Below are 20,601 nucleotides of genomic sequence, written 5' to 3'. Positions count from 1 at the left end.
GGTGCTGCCGGCCAGCGCATCTGGCAATGTCCGGCGCGCCTGCCAGTATAGGCACCTGATGCATCCCGGGCCAGCGCACGGGGATAGCGAAATACCCGCATTTGCGGCGCGTTCTGCGCCCGCTAGCCGTTCTTGTCTTTCGCTAGTGCTGGCCCGAGCAGGTCCGCCGCACGCGAGCGCTGCATGTCCGCCGCACGGAAATAGCGCACCACCGTGGCTACGCTGGCGTGGCCGGTCATCGCCATGGTTTCGGCCAGCGGCACCTGTTGCGCTGCCGCTTCGGTGACGAAGCCCGCGCGCAGCGAGTGCGCGGAGTAGTCGCCCTCCAGGCCGGCCTGCGCGCAGCGTGCCTTGACGATGCGGCTCACTGCGGCATCGGATAAGCCTTCGCCCACATGGCCCCCGCGCCGGATGCGGCGGAACAGCGATCCGCCGTCAATGCCCGAGGCGGCCAGCCACGCCTCCAGCGCCTGTCCCGCTGCGCCAGTCACCGGCTTGGCGGCATCGGCATGATCGCGGCCTGACTGGTTGGTCTTGGACCAGCCCAGCACGTACACAAATTCACCCGGCGCGACGCGCGTCAGGTTCTCCACCGTCGCGCGCGCGACTTCGGAACGCCGGCGGCCGCCGCTGGCCCATGCGAACAGCAGCAGCGCACGGTCGCGCACGCCGCGCAATGAGTCATCACAGGTAGCCAGCAGTCGCAGCAGCGGGTCGCGCGTGAGCGCGGCCTTGCGTGCCTGCCGTTGTCCGCGGCGTGCATAGGCGCGGCGGATGCCGGACATCAACTCGCGCACCGACGCGTCGGCACAGGGATTGGGCAACTGCTGCAGGCGGTGGGCCTTGGCCAGCACCGCCAGGCGGTGCGTCAGCGTGGACAGCGCGGGCGCGCCGGGTCGTGCCTTGTATCCATCAGCGACCAGCGCCTGGTCGATCGCCGGGGGCAGCTCGCAAACAGGCCCGTGCGGCGTCTGCCGCGTAGCGTGGTCGACGATGAACTGAACCACGACGGCAGGAGCAAGCGGAAGCCGAACCGGCTGGCGATAGCGCAACCCGTGCCAGGCAGCCCAGTAGCGCAGGGCAGAACGGTAGCTTGCCACGGTGTTGGATGACTCGCCCTCGCGGCGCAGCGCGTTCGCGGCCTGTTCGGCAAGGGGATCCAGTTCAGACGGGCGAAGCGGCGCCGGAAATTCGACATCGGAGGCAAGTTGAGGTGGGTTGGCTTTTATCATATTAAATATGATGTATGCTGTATTGTATCATACATACACATCAGATAGCTTTCGATAACTCTCCATTATCGAACCTTATTTTGGCCTTTCCCGGATCTGACCATGGAAACACTCCGCTCCCGAGGCATCACCCGCGACGACGTCTGGAGCGCCGCCGACAGCCTGCTCAAGGCAGGCCAGCGTCCGACCATCGAACGCATTCGCCTGCATCTGGGGCGCGGTTCGCCCAACACCGTCAGCCCCCACCTCGACGCCTGGTTTGCCGCGCTCGGCGGGCGATTGCAGGATCCGCAAGGCTTCGCACCGAAACCGGGTTGCCCGGAACCGGTCACCGAAGCGGCGCGCTACCTGTGGGAGGCCGCATTGCAGGTCGCCCGGGCGCAGGCGGAAGCCGCGCTGGCCCAGCGGGAAACAGCGCTGGCCGAGGCGCAGGCGGCATTGGCCAGGGATCGGGAAACGCTGGAGCAGGAGCGCCTGGTCATGCAGGCGCGGCTGGACGGCGCCGAAGCGGCGATGGCGGAGATGACGCGCGCGCGGGACGAGGCGCTGGAGCGCGGCGCGCAGTCCGATTCCCGCGCGACAGCCCTGCAGCAGCAGGTCGAGACGTTACGCGCCGAGGCTGCCGTCGCGCTGGAGGCCCGGGTCTCGTTGCAGCGGGAATTCGCCGCGGAACGCGCCGCGTGGGACCTGGAGCGCGAAACCATGACCGCCCGCGCCACGGCCAGCGAGCGCCGGCTGGCGCTGGAACTGGATGCGGCCCGCGTGGCGGGCAAGGAATCGCAGAAGCTGCTGGAAGCAGAACGCAAGGCCGCGCTGGAGCGGCTTGCGCACGCGGCCGAAGCGGCTTCGCGCCAGGGCAGCGAGATGACGCGACTGAGCCAGTCGATTGCCGTACTGGAAGAACGCATCCGCCGGCGTGAGGCGATGCTTGTCGAATATCGCGAACAGAAGGGTGCCGGCAGCCAGGGCGTTGCCGCGGCGGGCCGGCGCGGGCGCCCGGCGCGTGGGGCGCTTGCGGGCGGCGCGAGCGGCTTGCTGCGGACGCGCGCGGCGCCGGGCGGCTGAGCTCGGGGCCGGCGCGCTACGCCGCCTGCGCGTCGGCGCGCAGCATGTGCTTCTGGATCTTGCCGCTGGTCGTCTTGGGCAGCGCGTCCAGGAAGTGATAGCGGCGCGGCCGCTTGTAGGCCGCCAGCCGGTCGCCCTGCAACAGGAACGCGTCGAGCTGCCCGGCGCTGACCGGCGCATCGCCGCGCACCACCACGTACGCACCCACCACCTGGCCCCACGTGGGATCGGGCTCGCCCAATACCGCGACTTCGAGCACCGCCGGGTGCTCGATCAGCGCGTCTTCGACTTCGCGGGGATACACGTTCTCCGCGCCGGAGTTGATCATGTAGTCGATGCGGTCGCGGATCCACAGGTAGCCGTCGGCGTCCAGGCTGCCAAGGTCGCCGGTGTGGTACCAGCCATGCGCCAGCGCCCGCGCATTGGCGTCGGGCCGGTTCAGGTAGCCCTGCATCATGCAGCCGCCGCGCACCAGCACCTCGCCGACTTCGCCGGGCGCGCACGGCTGCGCCGGATCGGTCGGCGCGCCATCGTCGCGCAGCTTTGCAACCACCAGGACATGGCCGAGCGCGGGCAGGCCTGCGGAGCCGGCGCGGCTGAGCTGTTCGTGCGGGTAGAGCACCGACATGCACGGGCCCATCTCGGTGGTGCCGTACACCTGTACCAGGCCGGCGCCGATCTTGCGGTCCCATTCGCGGATCAGGTGCGGCGCCATCGAGGCGCCGCCGTATTCGACCAGCCGTAGTGACGAGAGGTCGCGCGTCTGCGCGTCGGGATGGTTCAGCAGCATGCCGATCATGGTCGGCGCGGCGAAGAAGTGGGTCACGCGCTCGCTTTCCACCAGTTGCCAGGCTTCGCCCGCATCGAAGCGGCGCTGCAGCACCTGCGTGGCGCCGACCTGCAGCCGCGGCAGGAAGCTGGTGTGCAGTTCGGCGGTATGGTTCAGCGGCGCCACCGACAAGCCCACGTCTTCGCGCGAAAGCGTCATGGCCTGGTGCATGATCGCGTTGTGCTGCAGCTTGCTGCGATGGGTGTGCACCACGCCCTTGGGGCGGCCCGTGGTGCCGCTGGTGTACATCAGGATGCAAGGGTCGTCTTCGTGGACGTCGACCGCAGGCGGCGTGGTCGGCTGGCCGGCAGCGAGCGCATCGAGGCGATGCGTGGCAAACGCAGGGGCCGGGTCCGCGCCGGCATAGATGCGCAGCGCCGTGCCGGTGGCCAGTTCCGCCGCCTTCTCCACCACGGCGGCGCCTTCTTGCTCGAACAGCACCGCCTTGGCAGCCCCGTCGTTCAGGATGTAGGCCAGTTCCTGCGCAGCCAGCCGGTAGTTCACGGGGTTGAACACCGCGCCCAGGCGCGCCGTGGCCAGTAGCGTAAAGACGAAGGCCGGCGTGTTGTAGAGGAACGCGGCTACCACGTCGCCCTTGCCGATGCCGAGCGCCTGCAGCCCGTGGGCGTGGCGGTTGACCTCGGCATCGAGCTCCGCATACGACCAGGCCTGCCGCGCGGCGCCGATGCCGCTGACCAGCGCGGTCTTGCGAGGCAGGTAGCGTGCCGGCCAGGAAAGGGTATCGCCAAGGGTGAGGCCGCGGGTCAAGGTCATGCTCCAGTCGTGTGCTGGCCGCCGGATCAAGCGGGGACGGCCGATATTCTTGGGAACCGGAGACTATAGGGCGCAGTACGGGGCACTTGGAAATAACGATTTGCTCTTTCCTTATGCCGCCGTTGCCGCGCAGGGCGGGTGATTCGGCTCCAATACTGTATATTCATACAGCCCTAAGCCGTTCCAGCCTCGTGTCCGTCGACCCACCTGCCGCCCCCGTTCCGGTCCCAATTCCAACGCAAGCCCCTGCGTACATCGTCGCCGTGCGCGCGTTGTGCGACTTCACCGCCAAGGCAGGCGACCTCGACCTGCGCTTCGTGCCGACGCCAACCGCACAGGAAGGCGTCGCCGGTCACGCCCTGGTGACCGGCAGGCGTGGACCGGGCTACCAGGCAGAAGTGTCGCTCTCCGCGGATTTCGGCCCCTTGCATGTTCGCGGCCGGGCCGACGGCTACGATCCGGCCGCCAATCGCCTGGAAGAAATCAAGACCGTGCGAGGAGAGGCCGCGGTGCCGGACAACCACCGCCACCTGCATTGGGCGCAGGCAAAGATCTATGGCTGCCTGATGTGCCGCAAGCTCGGCCTGCCCGGGATCGACGTGGCCGTGGTCTATTTCGACATCGTCGGCCAGCGCGAGCACCCGGTGGTGCAGCACTTCACCGCGGACGCGCTCGACGCGTTCTTCATCCAGACCTGCGAACGCTTCCTGCAGTGGGCCCAGGCCGAACTGGCGCACCGGCAAGCCCGCGATGCCGCGCTGGCGCGGCTGGCCTTTCCGCACCCGGCATTCCGCACCGGCCAGCGTGAGCTGGCGCAGGCGGTCTACAACGCCAACCGCGCCGGGCGCACCCTGCTGGCCCAGGCGCCAACCGGCATCGGCAAGTCGATCGGCACCCTGTTTCCGCTGCTCAAGGCGATGCCGGGGCAGGGCATCGACAAGGCGTTCTTTTTGTCGGCGCGCTCCACCGGCCGCGGCGTCGCGCTGCAGGCTGCGCAAGCGCTGCGCAGCCACGGCGCGCAGCCGCTGCGGGTGATCGAACTGGTGGCGCGCGACAAGGCCTGCGAGCACCCGGAACTGGCCTGCCACGGCGAATCCTGCCCGCTCGCGCGCGGCTTCTACGATCGCCTGCCCGCCGCGCGCGAAGCCGCCTGTGACGTGCCGGTGCGCGACCGCGCCGCGGTGCGCACGCTGGCGCTGGCGCACGGCATCTGCCCTTACTACCTGGCGCAGGAACTGGTGCGCTGGAGCGATATGGTGGTGGCGGACTACAACTATTTTTTCGACCGCAGCGCGCTACTGTATGCGCTGACTGTCACCAACGGCTGGCGCGCAGGCGTGCTGGTCGACGAGGCGCACAACCTGGTCGAGCGCGGCCGTGCCATGTACACCGCCGAACTGGATCCGCAGGCGCTGCGCGAAGCCCGGCGCGGCGCGCCCGGGGCGGTGGCCAGGCCGCTGGCTCGGCTGGCGCGCCACTGGAGCGCACTGGCGCGGCAGGCCGACGCCGCCTATGAAGTCTTGCCGGAAGTGCCCGCGCCCCTGCTGCGCGCGCTCGATGAGTGCTGCGCGGCAGTGCTGGCGCACATGACCGAGCAGCCCGCGGCGATCGACCCGGCGCTGCAGCGTTTTTATTTCGATGCCTTGCATTTCAGCCGGCTGGCGGAGCAGCTCGATGCCAGTTCTCTGTTCGATATCCAGCGGCCAGCCCTCGCCGGAAAGGCAGGACGCGGCAACCATGCGCGCCTGTGCCTGCGCAATGTCATTCCGGCGCCGTTCCTGCGGCCGCGCTTTGCCGCGGCGCACTCCGTCACGCTGTTCTCGGCCACGCTGGACCCGGCCGCGTTCTATCTCGATACGCTGGGTTTGCCCGCCGATTGCGCGCGCGTGGCAGTGCCGTCGCCGTTCCGGGCCGAACAGCTGTCGGTACGCATCGCCAGCCGGATTTCCACCCGCTATGCCCGGCGCGGCCAGTCGCTGCCGGCCATCGCCGCGCTGATGGCAGAGCAGTTCCGCGCCCGCCGCGGCAACTACCTGGCGTTCTTCAGCAGCCACGAATACCTGCAGCAGGCCGTGTCGAATTTCACGCAGGCCCATCCGGACATTCCGCACTGGGTCCAGTCGCGCGGCATGGACGAGGCGGCGCAGGCCGCTTTCCTGTCCGCCTTTGTTCCGGGAGGCGCGGGCATCGGCTTTGCGGTGCTGGGCGGCGCCTTTGCCGAGGGCGTGGACCTGCCCGGCGAGCGCCTGATCGGCGCTTTCGTCGCCACGCTGGGGCTGCCGCAGTTCAACGCGGTCAACGAGCAGTTCCGCGCGCGCATGCAGTCGGCCTTCGGCCAGGGCTACGACTATGCCTATCTCTATCCGGGCTTGCGCAAGGTGGTACAGGCCGCGGGCAGGGTGATCCGCACGCAGCAGGACGAAGGCGTGATCTACCTGATCGACGACCGCTTTGCCGCGCCGGAAGTGCGCCGGCTGCTGCCGGAATGGTGGCAAATCGGCCCGGCAGCGTAGGAATTACACGGCGCGCCGCGCTTGGCCGCACCGCTTGCCGGGCTCCGCCGGGCCGCAAGGAATCTGGCACGAATCCGGCAGCAATGCGACCATGCGTGCCGATCGTACCCATTCGTCATCGAAACCAGGGGCCTGACCATGCCAATGACCCAGCATTACGCGGCCACCGAGCCGCACCGTACGGAAGTGAATGCGCTGAACGGCGGCACCGTGCTTGAATTCGGCGCCCCGTGGTGCGGTTTCTGCCAGCGTGCGCAGCCCGCCCTTGCCGAAGCGTTCGCCGTGCATCCGGCGCTGCGCCACATCAAGGTCGAGGACGGCAGCGGGCGCCCGCTGGGCCGTTCGTTCCGCATCAAGCTGTGGCCGACGCTGGTGTTCCTGCGCGACGGGCAGGAAGTCGCCAGATTGGTACGGCCGACCGAGGCGGATCCGATCCGGGAAGCCATGCGGCGCATCAGTTGACTGTTGAAAGTGCTTGATGGGGCGCATATAGGCGTTTTTCCGCTGCACCAGGACGCCTGACCCTGCTTTGGGAGGGAACAAGCCGGAGCAATTCTGCCGTTGTGCAGAGGGCGCCCCCGCGCAATGGCCCTGATGGCCGCGCAGGCGACCAGCCCGGCAACGGCCCGCGCGCGCAGCGCGCAGGAAACAAGACGGTCCCAACCGCCAATTTCGACAGATGAGCGCCCCAAGCCCCGACCAGCGCCCGACAATCCTGGTCGTCGACGACGTTCCCGAAAACATTGCGGCCATGGTCGCGCTGCTGCAGGACCCGTACCGCGTCAAGGTGGCGCCCCGGGCTGCCACCGCGCTGCAACTGGCACGGGAAGCGCCGCCCGACCTGATCCTGATGGATGTGTCGATGCCTGGCATGGACGGCTACGAGGCATGCCGCCAGCTCAAGGCCGATGCGCGCACCGCCATCGTGCCGGTGATCTTCCTGACCGCACGGGCCGAGGCCCACGACGAGGCGCTCGGCTTCGAAGTTGGCGCCGTCGACTACATCATGAAACCGGTCAGCGCGCCGGTGGCGCGCGCACGCATTGCCAGCCAGCTGGCACTCAAGCAGGCGCACGACTTCCTGCGCGACCGCTCGGCCTGGCTCGAGTCCGAGGTGCAGCGCCGCACGCGAGAGATCGAGCTGATCGAGGACGCCACCATCATCGCGCTGGCGGCGCTGGCCGAGACCCGCGACAACGAGACCGGCAACCATATCCGCCGCACCCAGCACTATGTGCGTGCACTGGCGCGCAAGCTGCAACACGAGCCGGAGTTCGCCGGCAGGCTCGACGACAAGACCATCGACCTGATGTTCAAGTCCGCGCCGCTGCACGATATCGGCAAGGTCGGCATCCCCGACCGCATCCTGCTCAAGCCCGGCAAGCTCACGGCCGAAGAATTCGAGGTCATGAAGACCCATACCACGCTGGGCCGCGATGCCATCGCCGATGCCGAGGCCCAGTGCGGCACTACCAGCTCTTTCCTGCGCTACGCGCGCGAGATCGCACATCACCACCACGAGAAATGGGACGGCAGCGGCTACCCCGACGGCCTGGCCGGCGAAGCGATTCCGCTGTCGGCGCGGCTGATGGCGGTGGCCGATGTCTACGACGCGCTGATCTCGCGCCGCGTTTACAAGCCCGCGTTTGCGCACGATGACGCGGTGCGCATCATCGCCGAGGGCCGCGGCCGCCATTTCGATCCGCGCGTGATCGATGCCTTCCTGGCGATCACCGGTGAATTCCATGCGATCGCGCTGGAATATGCCGATCCGGCCGGTGCCGAGCCGGTGCCGGCTCCCGCGCAAGGCTGACCGGCATGCCATCGCTGCGCATGGCACTGCGCCGCAGCGCGCGCGCGAGGCCGTTCGGCCCGCTGCTCGCCTATGCCGTGCTGTTGGCGGTGGCGGTATGGCTGCTCGCACTGGGCGCGGCCTCGGTGGTGCGCGAGAAGGAGCAGGCCAGCGTGGGCGCGCGCCTGGGCGCCACCGTCAACACCACCGCGCGGCTGCTGGAGGTCTGGGCGGGCGAGCAGCGCCGCCGCGCCGTGTCGATCGCCGCGCTGGACGACACCTTGCGGCTGGCGCGCCCGCTGCTGGCCAGCCATGGCGACGCCACCCCGGCGCAGGCTGCCGAATTTGCCGGATGGATTGCGCCGCTGCTGCGTTCGCACGGCTATATCGGCTTTGCGCTGGTAACCGCGGACGACCGCATCGTGGCCTCCGAGCTGGCCGACCGCAACGGCCAGCTGCTGTTGCCCGAGTCCGCCCGCACCGCGCAGCGTGCCCGCCACGACGGGGCCGCGGTGTCCGCGCCTTATCCCGGTCCGCAGCCCGGCCCGCAGCTGATGCCCGACGCCCGCGGGCACGCTGCCGTCCCGACCTTCCAGGTGGTATGCGCGAGGCTGTGGGATGCTGCCGAGCAGAATGTCGAGCGCGCGGCCGGCACCTTGTGCCTGCGCATCGACCCGCACGCGGTCATGCTGCAGATCGTGATGGCGGCACGCTATGGCCGCAGCGGCGACCTGTACATGATCGACGGCAACGGCCGGCTGGTGTCGCCCGCGCGCTTCGATGAAGAGCTGGCCGCGCAAGGGCTGCTTGCGCCCGGGATGGCGTCGATGTTCCATACCGTGGCGCGCGTTCCCGCGCCCGACGGCAACGGCACCTACCGCCTGCCGCCGGGCGCGCCACTGACACGGCTGGCGCAGCAGGTGCTGTCGCACCAGACGCTGCAGCTTGGCTTCGGCTATCGCGATTACCGCGGCCGGCGCGTCGCCGGCGCCGGGCTGTGGGTGCCGGCGCTGGCGAGCGGTCTGATCCTCGAGCAGGACATGGACGAGGCCTTCCACTCGTACCTGTCGACGCGCACCGTGGTCATCGGCATGGCGCTGGCGATCCTGCTGCTGATCGGCCTGGCCGCGTGGGCGCTGCGCCGCGGCCAACTGCGCCTGGCGCACAGCGAGGAGCGGCTGCGCGCGATGCTCGACCATTCGCCCGCCATCATGCACCTGAAGGATCGCAACCACGCCTTCCTGGCGCTGAACCCGGCCACGCAGGCATTGATCGGGCATACCGAGCGCGGGGCGCTGGGCCGTACCGACCGCGAATTGCCGGTGATGCCCGACGGCACGCAGGAGCGCTGGGACATCGAAGAGCGGGTGATGTCCACCGGCACGGCGGAGGAACATATCTACACGATGAAGGCCGCGGAGGGCACGCGCGAGCTGCAGGTGATGCGCTTCCCGGTGCGCAATCCGGCCACCAATGAAGTGGTCGGCGTGGGCTCGGTCGGCATCGACATTACCAGCCAGGTGCGCGCGCATCGCGAGCTGAAGGAGTTGTCGCAGACGCTGGAGCACAAGGTGTCCGAGCGCACCCGCGAACTCGCCATTGCCAACGCCGAGCTGGCCGAGGCCAAGCACGCGGCGGAATCGGCGGCGCAGGCCAAGGCCAGCTTCCTGGCCAATATGAGCCATGAGATCCGCACGCCGATGAACGCGGTGATCGGCATGGCGCACCTGGCGCTGGGCACGCAGCTCGATCCCAAGCAGCGCGACTATGTCGAGAAGATCCAGCGTTCGGGCCAGCACCTGCTTGGCATCCTCAACGATATCCTCGACCTGTCCAAGATCGAGGCCGGCAAGCTGGAAGTCGAAGAGATCGACTTCTCGCTGGAGCGCGTGCTGCGCACCGTGGGCGACCTCGTGTCCGAGCGGGCCGCGGCCAGGCAGCTGGAGCTGATCGTCGAGGTCGCGCCCGACGTGCCTGACGCGCTGCGTGGCGATCCGCTGCGGATCCGCCAGGTACTGATCAATTTCACCACCAACGCGGTCAAGTTCACCGAGCGCGGCGAGATTGTGGTGCGCGTGGCGCGCTGCGCCGGCGACGACGCGCTGCCGCGCGTGCGGCTGCATTTCGCCGTGCGCGACACCGGTATCGGCATCGCGCCCGATGCGATCGGGCGGCTGTTCCAGAACTTCGAGCAGGCCGACAGCTCGACCACGCGCCGTTACGGCGGCAGCGGCCTGGGCCTGGCGATCAGCCAGCGGCTGGTGCAGTTGATGGGCGGTACGCTGGGTGTCGAAAGCGCGCCGGGCGAGGGAAGCACCTTCTGGTTCGAACTGTCGCTGCTGCCGGGCAGCCAGCGCGCCCCGGCGCTGCTGGTGCGCCCGGAACTGGCCGGACGCCGACTGCTGGTGGTCGACGACCACGGCTATGCGCGCCAGGTCATCGCCGCGATGCTGCGCCGCTTTGGCTTCCGCGCCGACCAGGCCGCCTCGGGCGAAGCGGCGCTGGCCGCGATCGAAGCCGCCGATGCCGAGGGTGACCCGTACCACGCCGCCTTTATCGACTGGCGCATGCCCGGCCTGGATGGCATCGAGACCGTGCGCAGGCTGGCCGGGCTGACGCTGCGCGGTCCGCGCCCGCGGCCGCTGATGGTGACCGGCAACGGCAGCGAGGCCGTGATGCGTGCCGGCGAGCAGGTCGGCTTCGAAGCGCTGCTGCTCAAGCCGGTCAGCGCGTCGGTGCTGTTCGATGCCACGCTGCGTGTGCTGGCCGCCGAAGCCGGCATGCCGCCGCCGGCCGAGCCGGAGCGCCCGGCGCCCGGCCCCGGCTGGTCGCTGCCGCAGCGGCGCGTGCTGCTGGTCGAGGACAACGAAATCAATCGCGAGGTCGCGGTACACCTGCTGCAGCAGGCCGGTATCACGCCGGACACCGCCGACAACGGGCGGGTCGCGCTCGAGCGGCTGGCTACACAAGCGTATGACCTGGTGCTGATGGACATGCAGATGCCGGTGATGGACGGCATCGAGACCACGCGCCGCATCCGTGCCGATACGCGGCTTGCTGCGCTGCCGGTAGTCGCCATGACTGCCAACGCCTTGCCAGAGGACCGCGAACGCTGCCTGGCTGCGGGCATGGACGACCACATCGCCAAGCCGATCAGTCCGCCAGCGTTCTTTGCCACCGTGCATCGCTGGCTGGCCCGCGGCGGCGAGGTGCAAGCCGTGGCGCCGCAAGGGCCGGGGGAGCCGGCATGGCTTGGCGCGCTCGCCGCGACGGGCTTACTGGATATCCGGGGTGCGCTCGCGCGCGCCGGCGGGCAGCCGGAGACTTACCTTGGTTTGCTGGCGCGGCTGCGCGACCGATTGAGCCGCCGATTGAACGACCGATTGAGCGACCGATTGAGCGATCCATACGCCGATGCCGGCGCGGCCGCGCAGCTTGCGCATGAGCTCGCCGGCGTGGCCGGCAATCTCGGCGCAATGGTGGTGTCCCGCGCTGCCGCGGCGCTGGAATGCACGCTGCGCGATGGCGATGCAGACGGCGGCGCCGCGCTGCAGGCTGCCGCGCTGCAAGAGGCGATGTCGGAACTGCTGGCGGCACTGCGCCAGCATCTGCCGAATGCACCACCAGCGCCGCCAGCACCACCAGCGCCCGTCCAGTCTTCTACCGGATCCGCTGCGCCGGCACTGATCCGGCTGCGGCTGCAGTTGCGCGAAGGCGCCAGCGAAGCCGGATCGACCCTCGCCGCGCATCGCGCCGCGTTGGCAGTAGCGGTGCCTGCTGGCATGCTGGCCGAACTGGAAGCGGCGATCGAAGCGTACGACTACGACGCAGCGCTGGCGATCCTTGACGACGTGCTGCCCGTCATGGCGTCCGGCCACGGGTGATACTGATACCCGGCGGCGCCAGGCTTGTCAGCGGCCTGCCGGCAGCACCATCGTCACCAGCACCGATGCATCGGTGTCAGCGGTCAGGTCATAGCGCACGCACGGGCCGACGTAGAGCAGGTCGCCCTGACTCAGTCCGCGTTCGGCGCCGTCCACGCGCAGTCGGACTTTGCCTTCCAGGCACTGCACCGTCATCGGGCCGTCGACTGCATGGGGCGGCACATGCTTGCCTGCCTTCAGCACCAGCCGCATCACTTCCAGCGGGCCTTCCTTGAACAGGGCTTGGGTGACAGTCTGGTCCAGGCGCGTGCCCAGGGGCAGCACGCTGGCGATCTGTCCGGAAGCTAGGTGGGGGAGGGACATGCGCGGCTCCTCGCTGTAGTGGGGGCTTGTGGTTTGTGCCTTGTCAGGCACCGCTGGCGTTTTCCGCCAGCACGCCTTTCCAATCTAGCACCGGAGCGCGCACCTCAGTAGCGTTCAGCGTGCCGTAGCCGGCGTAGCCGGGATCGCCGATGCGGGCGCCGCGTGGTGGTTTTGTGCACACGGGACCGCATGACGGGCGCGTGCTTGGGCGCGTGCTTGGGCGCGGGCGCGCTCGATCACGGACCAGTCCGGGCCCGCGCTGGCGGGCAGGGATGCGGCAAGGGCGCCAAGCGTCAGCACGGCGAGCAGGATGGTCTTCATGGGGAATGTCGTCGAACTGCGGTGGGGGTCGAAACATGGCCGGAAACAGGTCCTTCCGGCCATCAATGCCGCCACGGCGAGCGCCGCGGCGGGCGGCAGCAGTATCAGGCGGCGTGTGCCGGCGGCGCCGAGACGCCGGTGCGGTCCAAGCCCGCCAGGTCCATGACGGCCGCCGGCTGGTTGGCGCCGTCGGTGAACGGGTCGCGCTTGCCATTGACATGGGCGCCGTCGGTGAACGGATCGCGCTTGCCGTTAACGTGTGCACCTTCGGTGAAGGGATCGCGCTTGCCGTTGTGCTGCAGGTTGTAGCCGTAGCGGTCGGCTTCGGTGCCATGGTCGCCGTGGTTGCTCAGGCCTTGCGCTGCGGCCGGGCCGCAGGCGAGCACGCTGGCCCCAAGGGCGGCGATGGAGAGCGTCGTGGCAAGGAGGGCTTTGAGATCGTTGTTATGCATGTCTGCTGTATCTTGAGTAAGGGGACGGCACGGTCCTGCAGCTTCCTGCTGGCCGTGCGGAGTGGCGGATCTGCCTGGCCGCAAGCCGTCCGGTTCGCCTTGTGGGCGGTGCCTGGGCGCACAAGGTGCCGGGGCACGGGACGAAGTGTAGTCACGCCGATCCATTCCTGTGATGATTTAAAAGGACAAAAATCAGTCGCTTTTTTCATCGTTAAGCGAGAGACCTTTCGAGAGCCTTTCCGAGGGCCCTTGCGAGACCTTGCGGCCGGCTTGCCAGCCGCCGCCCAAGGCGAGGAACAGGTCCACCTGGCGGTACGACACCTGAGCCTCGGCCGCGGCCAGCGCGGCTTCGGCATCGGCCAACGCCCGCTCGGCGTCGAGACGGTCAAGGTAAGAAACGCGGCCGGCCTGATGCAGCCGCACCTGCTGGCGCGCGGCTTCACCGGCCTGCTCGCGCGCCGCATGCAGCGACTCGCGCCGCTCCAGCGCATGGGCATAGGCGGACAGCGCCGTTTCCGTTTCCTGCAGCGCCCGCAGCACGGTTCCGTCGAAGCGCGCCAACGCGGCGTCGGCGGCCGCTTCATTGCCGTGGATGCGGTGGCGCACGCCGTTGGTCGGCAGCGACCAGCTCAGCAAGGGGCCCAGGCTCCAGCGCGCCGTCGGGCCGCTGCCGAGGTCGCTGAGCACGCCGGTCAGGCCGGCGCTGGCGCCGATGCGGATCGACGGATACAGGTCCGCGGTGGCAACGCCGATGCGCGCGGTGGCCGCCGCCAGTTCCCGCTCGGCCTGACGGATATCGGGGCGGCGCCGCAGCAGCGCGGCACCGTCGCCCACCGGCAGCGGCGCCTGCAATTCCGGCTCGGCATGGCAATCGACCTCGTCCGGCGCCAGTGCCGACGGCGGCTTGCCCAGCAGCAGCGCCAGGCGGTAACGCGCCGCGGCGCGCTCTGCCGCGAAGGCCGGCAAGGCGGCGCGCAACGCTTCCGTGCGGGCGCGTTCGCGTGCCACGTCCGGCGGCTGCGCGCGGCCGGCGGCGACCAGCCGGCGGGTTGCGTCCAGCGTTCGCTCCCGCACCGCAAGCTGCTGCGTGGCGACTGCCAACTCATGGGTTGCGGCGCATCCCTGCACATACGCGCGCACGGTCTGCGCGGCCACGCTGACGCGCACCATGTCGAGGGTGGCTTCGCTGGCTTCGGCGCCAGCCAGCGCGGCCTCGTCGGCACGCGCCAGCTTGCCGAAGAAATCGATGAGGTAAGACACGCCGAAGCCGAAGTCGCCCAGGTTGAATACCGGCGGCTTGACGGTCTGCAGGAAGCTCTGGGCCGACAACTGCGCGCGCGACACGCTGGCGTTGACGCCGCCTTGCGGCAGATTCTCGGACTCGACTTCGTGCAGCAGCGCCACCGCGCGCCGCAGGTTGGCCGAGGCGGCGCGGATGTCGGTGTTGGCCGCCAGCGCCTGCCGCACCAGCCGGTCGAGCCGCGCGTCGTCATAGAGTCGCCACCAGTCGTCCGGGACCGGGCCGATGTCGACGCCATGCGTGTTGGCGCCCTGCAGCGCGCCGTTGGCCTGCGGCGCCTTGATCGCGGCGCGCTCGGGCACGCGGTAGTCCGGGCCCATCGTGGTGCAGGCGCACAGGCACGCGGCTGCGCACGCCAGCCAGCGACGGCGCCCGCTCATGACCGCGCCGCGGCCGGGCGCCGCGGTTCGCGCACCGACACCGTCGCGGTGCGGCCCGACACCAGCCTGACGTCCGCAGGCACGTCTTCCAGCACGATGCGCACCGGCACGCGCTGCGCCAGACGCACCCAGTTGAAGGTCGGGTTGACGTTGGGCAGCAGGTTGGAGCCCGCACTGCGGTCGCGGTCCTCGATGCCGGCGGCGATGCTCTGCACATGTCCGCGCAGGTGCCGCGGCTCGCCCATGATATGGACGTCCACCGGGCTGCCGATATGGATGCGGTGCAGCTTGGTTTCCTCGAAATACCCTTCCACATGGAACGATGCCGCGTCGACCATCGATAGCACCGGGCGGCCGGTGGATACGTAGTCGCCCAGTCGCGGCAGGCGGTCGTTGAGGTAGCCGGCTACAGGGCTGCGCACGCTGGTGCGCTCCAGGTTCAGTCGCGCCAGCCGCACCGTGGCTTCGGCCTGCGCCAGCGCGGCTTCGCCTTGCTCCACGCGGGCACGGCCCTGTTCGGCGACTTCGCCGGCCACCAGCCCGTCGAGTGCCCGGTTGCGCGCGGCTTCGCGCCGCGCCTGCGTCAGCGTCGCGCGCAGCGTGGCGGCGGTGGCCAGCGCCTGCTGCAGCGCCAGCGCATAGCGGTCACGGTCGATCTCGAACAGCACCTCGCCGCGCTGCACGTACTGGTTGTCGCGCACCAGCACGCGCGTGACCAGGCCAGAGACGTCGGGCGCGACCTGGACGATATCGGCGCGCACATGGCCGTCGCGCGTCCATGGCGCGGCGGTGTAGTAGTCCCACAGGTGGCGCAGCACCAGTACGGCGGCCAGCACGGCCAGCAGCGTCGGCAGCAAGGGAAGCAGGGGGCGGAGTCGGAGTGTCATGACGGCAGTCCCGGCACCGCGGCGAAGACCGCCGCCACGCCGCCCAGGACGATCACATAGAGGGAAAGGTTGAACAGCGAGCGGTGCCAGATATGCCGATAGCAACCCAGCGCCGCCAGCGCCATGCGGATCGGCGTGGTGACGGCGAAGGCCAGCACCATCAGCACCAGCACGCCTGGCACGAACACGCCATAGAGATCGATTTCACTGAGCATCGGGGAGCAGCAAGAGCGGTGGGGGGCGGTGGGTGAGCGGTGGGTGGGATCAGCCCGCGCGCGTCGGCGGGCACGCGCCGGGCTGCAGCGTTACCTGCAGCACCACCAGGGCGCCTAGCGCACCATTGTCCTGGCGTGGCAGCGCGGCGATGGCATCGGCGACCCTGCGTGACAGCGCCGCCGGTGCCGCCACGGCATGGCCGCTGCGCAGCCGCGAGCGGTAATGCCGCGCGACTGCCGCAAGCACCCGGCGCACCGGCTTGCGTGCCGCGGGCGGCAGGTCCGGCAGCGCCTTGTGCAGCGCCAGCGCGCAATAGCCGACCTGCAGCGCATGGAAGCCATCCGACGAGAGCGGGTCGCCGGCCGCACCCAGGCGAGGCACCAGCTGCCCGAGCCGGTCCAGCATGCGCGCGCCGAGCCGTGCGTCGCCATCGGCCGTGCGCAGCGTGGCCGCCTGCGCCAGGTCCTGCCAGCTGGCGCGCACCAGCCGGTGCGCCGCCGCGCGCGCGCCGAACGGGCGCACCGCCATCGACCACAGCGGCGCGAACAGCATGGCGGCGGTGCTGGCCAGGCAGGCATTGAAGGTGCCGAGGAAATCCGCTTCGAAGACTGCCTGCACATTGGCGAGCGAGGCGGTATTGACCGACAGCAGCATTGCGATCAGCTGGAAGCCCGGCCGCGCCACCAGCAGGCCGATGCCGAGGTAGGGCAGCGCCAGCATTGCCGCCAGCGTTTCGAAGGCAGGCGCGTGCGGAACTACCACGAACAGGTAGCCGGAGGCCACCAGCAGGCACACCAGGCTCCAGCGCAGGAAGGGGCCGGCCATGCGGCGCGGCTCGTCGATGGCGGCAAAGAAGCAGCAGGCGATCGATGCCACCGCCACCGCGCCGGCGCCGTCTTCCCAGCCCGAGAAGATCCACAGCAACCCGGCGCAGAACACCGCCAGCCCGCTGGACACCGCGCCGAACAGCAGCATGCCGTGGTCATGGTGGTGGCCGGAGCCGTCCGCTCCCGGCCGGCTGGTGGCAGACAGCGCCTCGGGGCCGTGTTCGGCGATGCCACGTTGCAGCGCCCGGCATTCCGCGTACAGCGTGCACAGGCGTTGCAACTGGTCTGCGGCGGTCGTGGCGAGCCGCGCCGGCCAGCCGCCCTCCGCGCCCTCCAGGCGCCAGTCGCGGTGCAGGCGCGGAGCCGGCTGCGCGGCACCGCTGTCCAGCCACGCGGCCGTCGCGGCCAGCGCCTGCCGCAGCGGCGCCGGCATGCCGCCAGGCAGCGCGCGCTGCGCCTGCAGCACGCTTTCCAGGGACGACAGCAACGGCATCAGCATCGTCATGCGCTGGCGCAGCGCGCGCGCATGGCGCAGCGTGCGGCTGCCTTCGGTGTCGTAGGCGAGCTGGCTGATCAGCTGGTCCAGCGCCAGGATGTCGCTGGCAAGCCGATGGCGGCCATCGTCGGCGCGGGGGCTGCCGCGCAGGATCGCCGCGGCCCAGCCGCTGGCGTCGGCAAGCCAGCGCTGCGCACGCTGGTGCAGCGCGGGCGCCACCTTGGCCGGGAACACGATCGACCCGACCAGCCCGGCGCAGACGATGCCGATCACGATTTCCTCGATGCGCGCCACGGCGATATCGAAGATCTGGGCCGGCTGGCTGACGGCCGGCAGCGCCACGATCGGCAGCGTGTACGCCGCCAGCAGAAACACATAGCTGCGCGGCGAGCGCTGCAGCAGCGACAGGTACACCAGCGCGGTGATCCACAGCCCGATTGCGCCCATCAGCACGATCGGCATGTTGACCAGCTGCGGCACCGTCGCCACCGCGGCGGCCGCGCCAAGCACGGTGCCGGCGACTCGGTATGCCGCCTTGGAACGGGTGGCGCCGGTCAGCGGGTGCGAGACGAAATACACGGTGGCCATGGCCCAGAAGGGCCGCGGCAGGCCCAGCGCCAGTGCGATATAGAGGGCCAGCATCGCGGCGGCGAATGCCTTCAGCGAGAACAGCCACTGTCGTGCATTCGGCCAGCTAGCCATGGAGCGGGGTCTTGAAGACAAGGAGTTGGGGGGGCGCAGCGCCGCCTGCCGCCCCACGCTTCATGGCGGCGCAGTCGGGCAGGGGCGATGTGTGGAAGCGAAGTGTAGCCAAACCTTTTGCATTCCATTCATGATTTAATATTGGCTTTACCATTCTGTTTTTTCATGGATTCGTGCCACCACGGTCCAGCCTGAGTTCCACATGCCTATCGATATCCGCGCGCTGCGCTATTTCGTCGAGACCGCCCGCCTGCACAGCTTCACGCAGGCGGCGAGTTCGCTGTTCGTCACCCAGTCGACCATCAGCAAGATGGTGAAGCAGCTCGAGGACGAGGTCGGCCAGCCGCTGCTGATCCGCGAAGGCAAGAGCGTGCGCCTGACCGACGTGGGGCGCGTGGTCTACGAACGCGGGCAGGAAGCGCTCGGCGTGGTCCACCGGCTCACGCTGGAGGTGGCAGACCTGTCATCGCTGGGCCGCGGGCAGCTGACGGTCGGCATCCCGCCGATGGTCAACCTGTTCTTCTCGCCGGCGGTCAGCGCGTTCCGGCAGCGCTATCCCAACCTGCAGCTGACGCTGGACGAGCATGGCGGGCAGGTGGTCGAGCAACTGGTTGCCAGCGGCGAACTGGAGGTCGGCGCCACGGTGCTGCCCGGCGACAGTGGCCTCGCGCTGGAGACACGGCAGTTTGGCCGGCACCCGATCTGGGCGGTCGGGCCGCGCAAGGCGAAGTGGGCGCGCGGGCGTACCGTCACGCTGGGTGCGCTGCGCGACGAGCCGCTGGTGATGCTGACCGACGACTTCTCGCTGACGCGCAAGCTCAGCCATGCCTTTCTGCAAGCGCGCATCGAGCCGCGCGTGGTGGCGCGCAGCGGCCACTGGGATTTCCTGGCGTCGATGGCGGCGGCGGGACTGGGCACCACCTTCCTGCCGCAGCCGCTCGCCGAGCGCCTGCAGGGCCAGGACACGCTCGCCATGGCGCGCCTGACCGAACCGGCGATGGACTGGACCATGGCGCACATCTGGTCGCCGGGACGCTACCTGTCGCACGCGGCACGCGCGTGGCTGGCGGTCTGCGACGAAGTGCTCGGGGAAGGAGAAAAGCGGTAGCGGCGCCAGAGTTATTCTGTCGCCGGAGTTGTCCGTTCTGCTTCGTATTCCCAGTCGTCCAATTCCGCTTTCCTCACGAAGACCCACCGCTGCCTGAAATACCCCCGGCCCTCACGCCGGGTATTGGTGGCAAGCCGAGCCGCGGCGACCCGCAGCGCCGGCGCATCGTCATCGGTCATCGCCGGGAAGATCAGGGGCTTGTCTGCGTCTCGCCAAGAGTAAAACGTCACTCGACGCGGAGCCACCACGCCTGCTCCCAGCCGTCTTGACCAGTCTTCTCATCCCGGACCGGCACATCAGGGAATGCCATATTGGCGGGCAACGTGAACGCCGTTCCACGTGTCATGGGATGGACGTAGTGCCGCCCATGCGGAAACACCGGCACGTACTTGCCCGCCTGATGGCACATATCGCCGCTCATCGGCAACGGGCCGTAGCGCTGACGCAGCGACACCGGCATCTCGCGTGCCCGCGCCTTGCGTTCTTCCTGGGTGAGCACCGGATAGTCGCGATTGATGCGTACCTCCGCCAGCACTGTCGAGGTCAGACCACCCTGTTCCGGGGGCTGAGCCCCCGGCCGGATATAGTCGAGCTGTACCTTTACCGGGAACTTGCTGTCCGGCACCTCCAGCGCTTGGTAACGGTAGGGCTCCGCAAACGGCGTGAGTGGATCAGCCGGGAAGCGGTTATAGGAAATCACCTCCCCATCAATGAACCGGTAACTGCCCACCTTCAATTGCAGCAGCCCCTCCAGCTCCTCGACTGCGAGCTTGTCCAGAAGCGGTGTGAAGTGAATCGAGAAGAACGTCGGCACCTCTGCTGCCTTGGCGCGATCTTCGCGGAAGTCATCAGGGTCATCCGCCATGTAGAGCACCATGGACACTCTCGGGAGCATCGGGTGGGAGAAATCGTATTCCTTGCCGAAAGGATTGCCCGGCAGCGGTGAGATATCCCAATTTTTCCCAAAGCCCCCCTTGACCTTCTCCAGCGGCACATCGTCGCGCAGCAGGCGCATGGCGGCCTGCAGAATCTCGCGCACGATCTGCCGCTGCTGATCGGTGTAGCGCTCAGCCATGACTGTGGCCTCCCGCGCCGCCGGCGGCTTCGGAGAACTCTCTTGTGCAAATCCCAGGGTTGCGCAACAGAGGAGTGCCATCGCGGCTATCCCAGTACGACTGCACCGCTTCACCGCAAATAAACGCGTCGTCTTCATGGAGTTGTGCCCGATATCCTGTTTCATGCTTCACCATGGTGTCGACATTGATGGAAACGCCCCCGGCGCCAACGGTCTGCAGCAAGTTGTAAGCGAACTGCCGCGTTGCCTGCAACTCGGCGTCATAGGAGGCATCCCCGAAGAGCGGCACGCCCGGGTTCTGAGCCTTGTGCGCCAGCCGCAGGTCAAGCGGGGCGCGCCAGATGGATCACGCTTTTGCCACGCGTTAGGAGCGTTTCGCCAAAAG

The 20,601-nt window shown here is 69.1% G+C and carries 17 protein-coding genes; 6 read left to right on the top strand and 11 right to left on the bottom strand.

What is annotated here, in order from left to right; genetic code table 11:
• Window positions 1–122: 122 nt before the first annotated feature.
• Window positions 123–1,232, bottom strand: coding sequence for a site-specific integrase (locus tag ACIP1U_RS24770; protein WP_400320646.1), 1,110 nt, complete (start codon window positions 1,230–1,232; stop codon window positions 123–125).
• 102 nt (window positions 1,233–1,334) lie between these two features.
• On the opposite strand from ACIP1U_RS24770, the gene ACIP1U_RS24765 reads away from it, so the two are divergent.
• On the top strand, window positions 1,335–2,297 hold the full coding sequence (locus ACIP1U_RS24765) for a DNA-binding protein (RefSeq protein WP_400320644.1): 963 nt from the start codon (window positions 1,335–1,337) through the stop codon (window positions 2,295–2,297).
• A 16-nt stretch (window positions 2,298–2,313) separates the two neighbouring features.
• On the opposite strand, the gene ACIP1U_RS24760 is transcribed toward ACIP1U_RS24765, so the two are convergent.
• Entirely contained in the window at window positions 2,314–3,900 is a 1,587-nt protein-coding gene (locus tag ACIP1U_RS24760; RefSeq protein WP_400320641.1) for a fatty acid--CoA ligase, read from the bottom strand.
• Between the two features lie 230 nt (window positions 3,901–4,130).
• Here ACIP1U_RS24760 and ACIP1U_RS24755 point away from each other — a divergent pair, with 230 nt between their 5' ends.
• The 4 genes from ACIP1U_RS24755 (at window position 4,131) to ACIP1U_RS24740 (ending at window position 12,089) form a co-directional block, all read left to right on the top strand.
• A complete protein-coding gene (locus ACIP1U_RS24755; protein ID WP_400320723.1) occupies window positions 4,131–6,413 on the top strand; it encodes an ATP-dependent DNA helicase in 2,283 nt (760 codons plus the stop codon).
• Window positions 6,414–6,551: 138 nt separating this feature from the next.
• Window positions 6,552–6,875: a thioredoxin family protein gene (locus tag ACIP1U_RS24750; RefSeq protein WP_400320640.1), complete on the top strand. Its 324-nt coding sequence runs from the start codon at window positions 6,552–6,554 to the stop codon at window positions 6,873–6,875.
• Window positions 6,876–7,092: 217 nt separating this feature from the next.
• On the top strand, window positions 7,093–8,226 hold the full coding sequence (locus tag ACIP1U_RS24745; RefSeq protein WP_400320639.1) for an HD-GYP domain-containing protein: 1,134 nt from the start codon (window positions 7,093–7,095) through the stop codon (window positions 8,224–8,226).
• A gap of 5 nt (window positions 8,227–8,231) precedes the next feature.
• The gene (locus ACIP1U_RS24740; protein WP_400320636.1) at window positions 8,232–12,089 is read left to right on the top strand and encodes a response regulator; all 3,858 of its coding nucleotides are present in this window, start codon (window positions 8,232–8,234) and stop codon (window positions 12,087–12,089) included.
• A gap of 27 nt (window positions 12,090–12,116) precedes the next feature.
• On the opposite strand, the gene ACIP1U_RS24735 is transcribed toward ACIP1U_RS24740, so the two are convergent.
• The 7 genes from ACIP1U_RS24735 to ACIP1U_RS24705 all read right to left on the bottom strand — a co-directional run bounded on the left by ACIP1U_RS24735 (window position 12,117) and on the right by ACIP1U_RS24705 (window position 18,033).
• Window positions 12,117–12,452 (bottom strand): cupin domain-containing protein, encoded by a 336-nt coding sequence (locus ACIP1U_RS24735; protein ID WP_400320634.1) that lies wholly within the window; start codon window positions 12,450–12,452, stop codon window positions 12,117–12,119.
• A 114-nt stretch (window positions 12,453–12,566) separates the two neighbouring features.
• The gene (locus ACIP1U_RS24730) at window positions 12,567–12,773 is read right to left on the bottom strand and encodes a hypothetical protein (RefSeq protein WP_400320631.1); all 207 of its coding nucleotides are present in this window, start codon (window positions 12,771–12,773) and stop codon (window positions 12,567–12,569) included.
• A 104-nt stretch (window positions 12,774–12,877) separates the two neighbouring features.
• Entirely contained in the window at window positions 12,878–13,225 is a 348-nt protein-coding gene (locus ACIP1U_RS24725) for a hypothetical protein (protein ID WP_400320629.1), read from the bottom strand.
• A gap of 192 nt (window positions 13,226–13,417) precedes the next feature.
• Window positions 13,418–14,905 carry an efflux transporter outer membrane subunit gene (locus tag ACIP1U_RS24720; RefSeq protein WP_400320626.1) on the bottom strand — a complete coding sequence of 496 codons (1,488 nt, stop codon included), beginning with the start codon at window positions 14,903–14,905 and terminating at the stop codon, window positions 13,418–13,420.
• Complete coding sequence (locus ACIP1U_RS24715; protein WP_400320623.1) at window positions 14,902–15,792, bottom strand: efflux RND transporter periplasmic adaptor subunit; 891 nt, start codon at window positions 15,790–15,792, stop codon at window positions 14,902–14,904. The genes ACIP1U_RS24720 and ACIP1U_RS24715 overlap by 4 nt, the downstream gene beginning before the upstream one ends.
• Window positions 15,789–16,007 carry a DUF1656 domain-containing protein gene (locus tag ACIP1U_RS24710; RefSeq protein WP_400320621.1) on the bottom strand — a complete coding sequence of 73 codons (219 nt, stop codon included), beginning with the start codon at window positions 16,005–16,007 and terminating at the stop codon, window positions 15,789–15,791. Before ACIP1U_RS24710 ends, ACIP1U_RS24715 begins: the two co-directional genes overlap by 4 nt.
• A 49-nt stretch (window positions 16,008–16,056) precedes the next feature.
• The gene (locus ACIP1U_RS24705; protein WP_400320619.1) at window positions 16,057–18,033 is read right to left on the bottom strand and encodes an FUSC family protein; all 1,977 of its coding nucleotides are present in this window, start codon (window positions 18,031–18,033) and stop codon (window positions 16,057–16,059) included.
• Window positions 18,034–18,235: 202 nt separating this feature from the next.
• Between ACIP1U_RS24705 and ACIP1U_RS24700 the strand changes: the two genes are divergently transcribed.
• Window positions 18,236–19,141, top strand: a complete 906-nt coding sequence (locus ACIP1U_RS24700; RefSeq protein ID WP_400320616.1) for a LysR substrate-binding domain-containing protein — start codon at window positions 18,236–18,238, stop codon at window positions 19,139–19,141.
• Between the two features lie 226 nt (window positions 19,142–19,367).
• Here the strand turns inward: ACIP1U_RS24700 and ACIP1U_RS24695 are convergent, their stop codons facing one another.
• A complete protein-coding gene (locus ACIP1U_RS24695; RefSeq protein ID WP_400320613.1) occupies window positions 19,368–20,216 on the bottom strand; it encodes a hypothetical protein in 849 nt (282 codons plus the stop codon).
• A complete protein-coding gene (locus ACIP1U_RS24690; RefSeq protein ID WP_400320610.1) occupies window positions 20,209–20,505 on the bottom strand; it encodes a hypothetical protein in 297 nt (98 codons plus the stop codon). The genes ACIP1U_RS24695 and ACIP1U_RS24690 overlap by 8 nt, the downstream gene beginning before the upstream one ends.
• Window positions 20,506–20,601 lie beyond the last annotated feature (96 nt).

The organism is Cupriavidus sp. NPDC089707 (genome assembly GCF_044748965.1).
Taxonomy (GTDB): Bacteria; Pseudomonadota; Gammaproteobacteria; order Burkholderiales; family Burkholderiaceae; genus Cupriavidus.
Note: the sequence above shows the minus strand (reverse complement) of the source record. Positions and strands in the feature narration are given on the sequence as shown.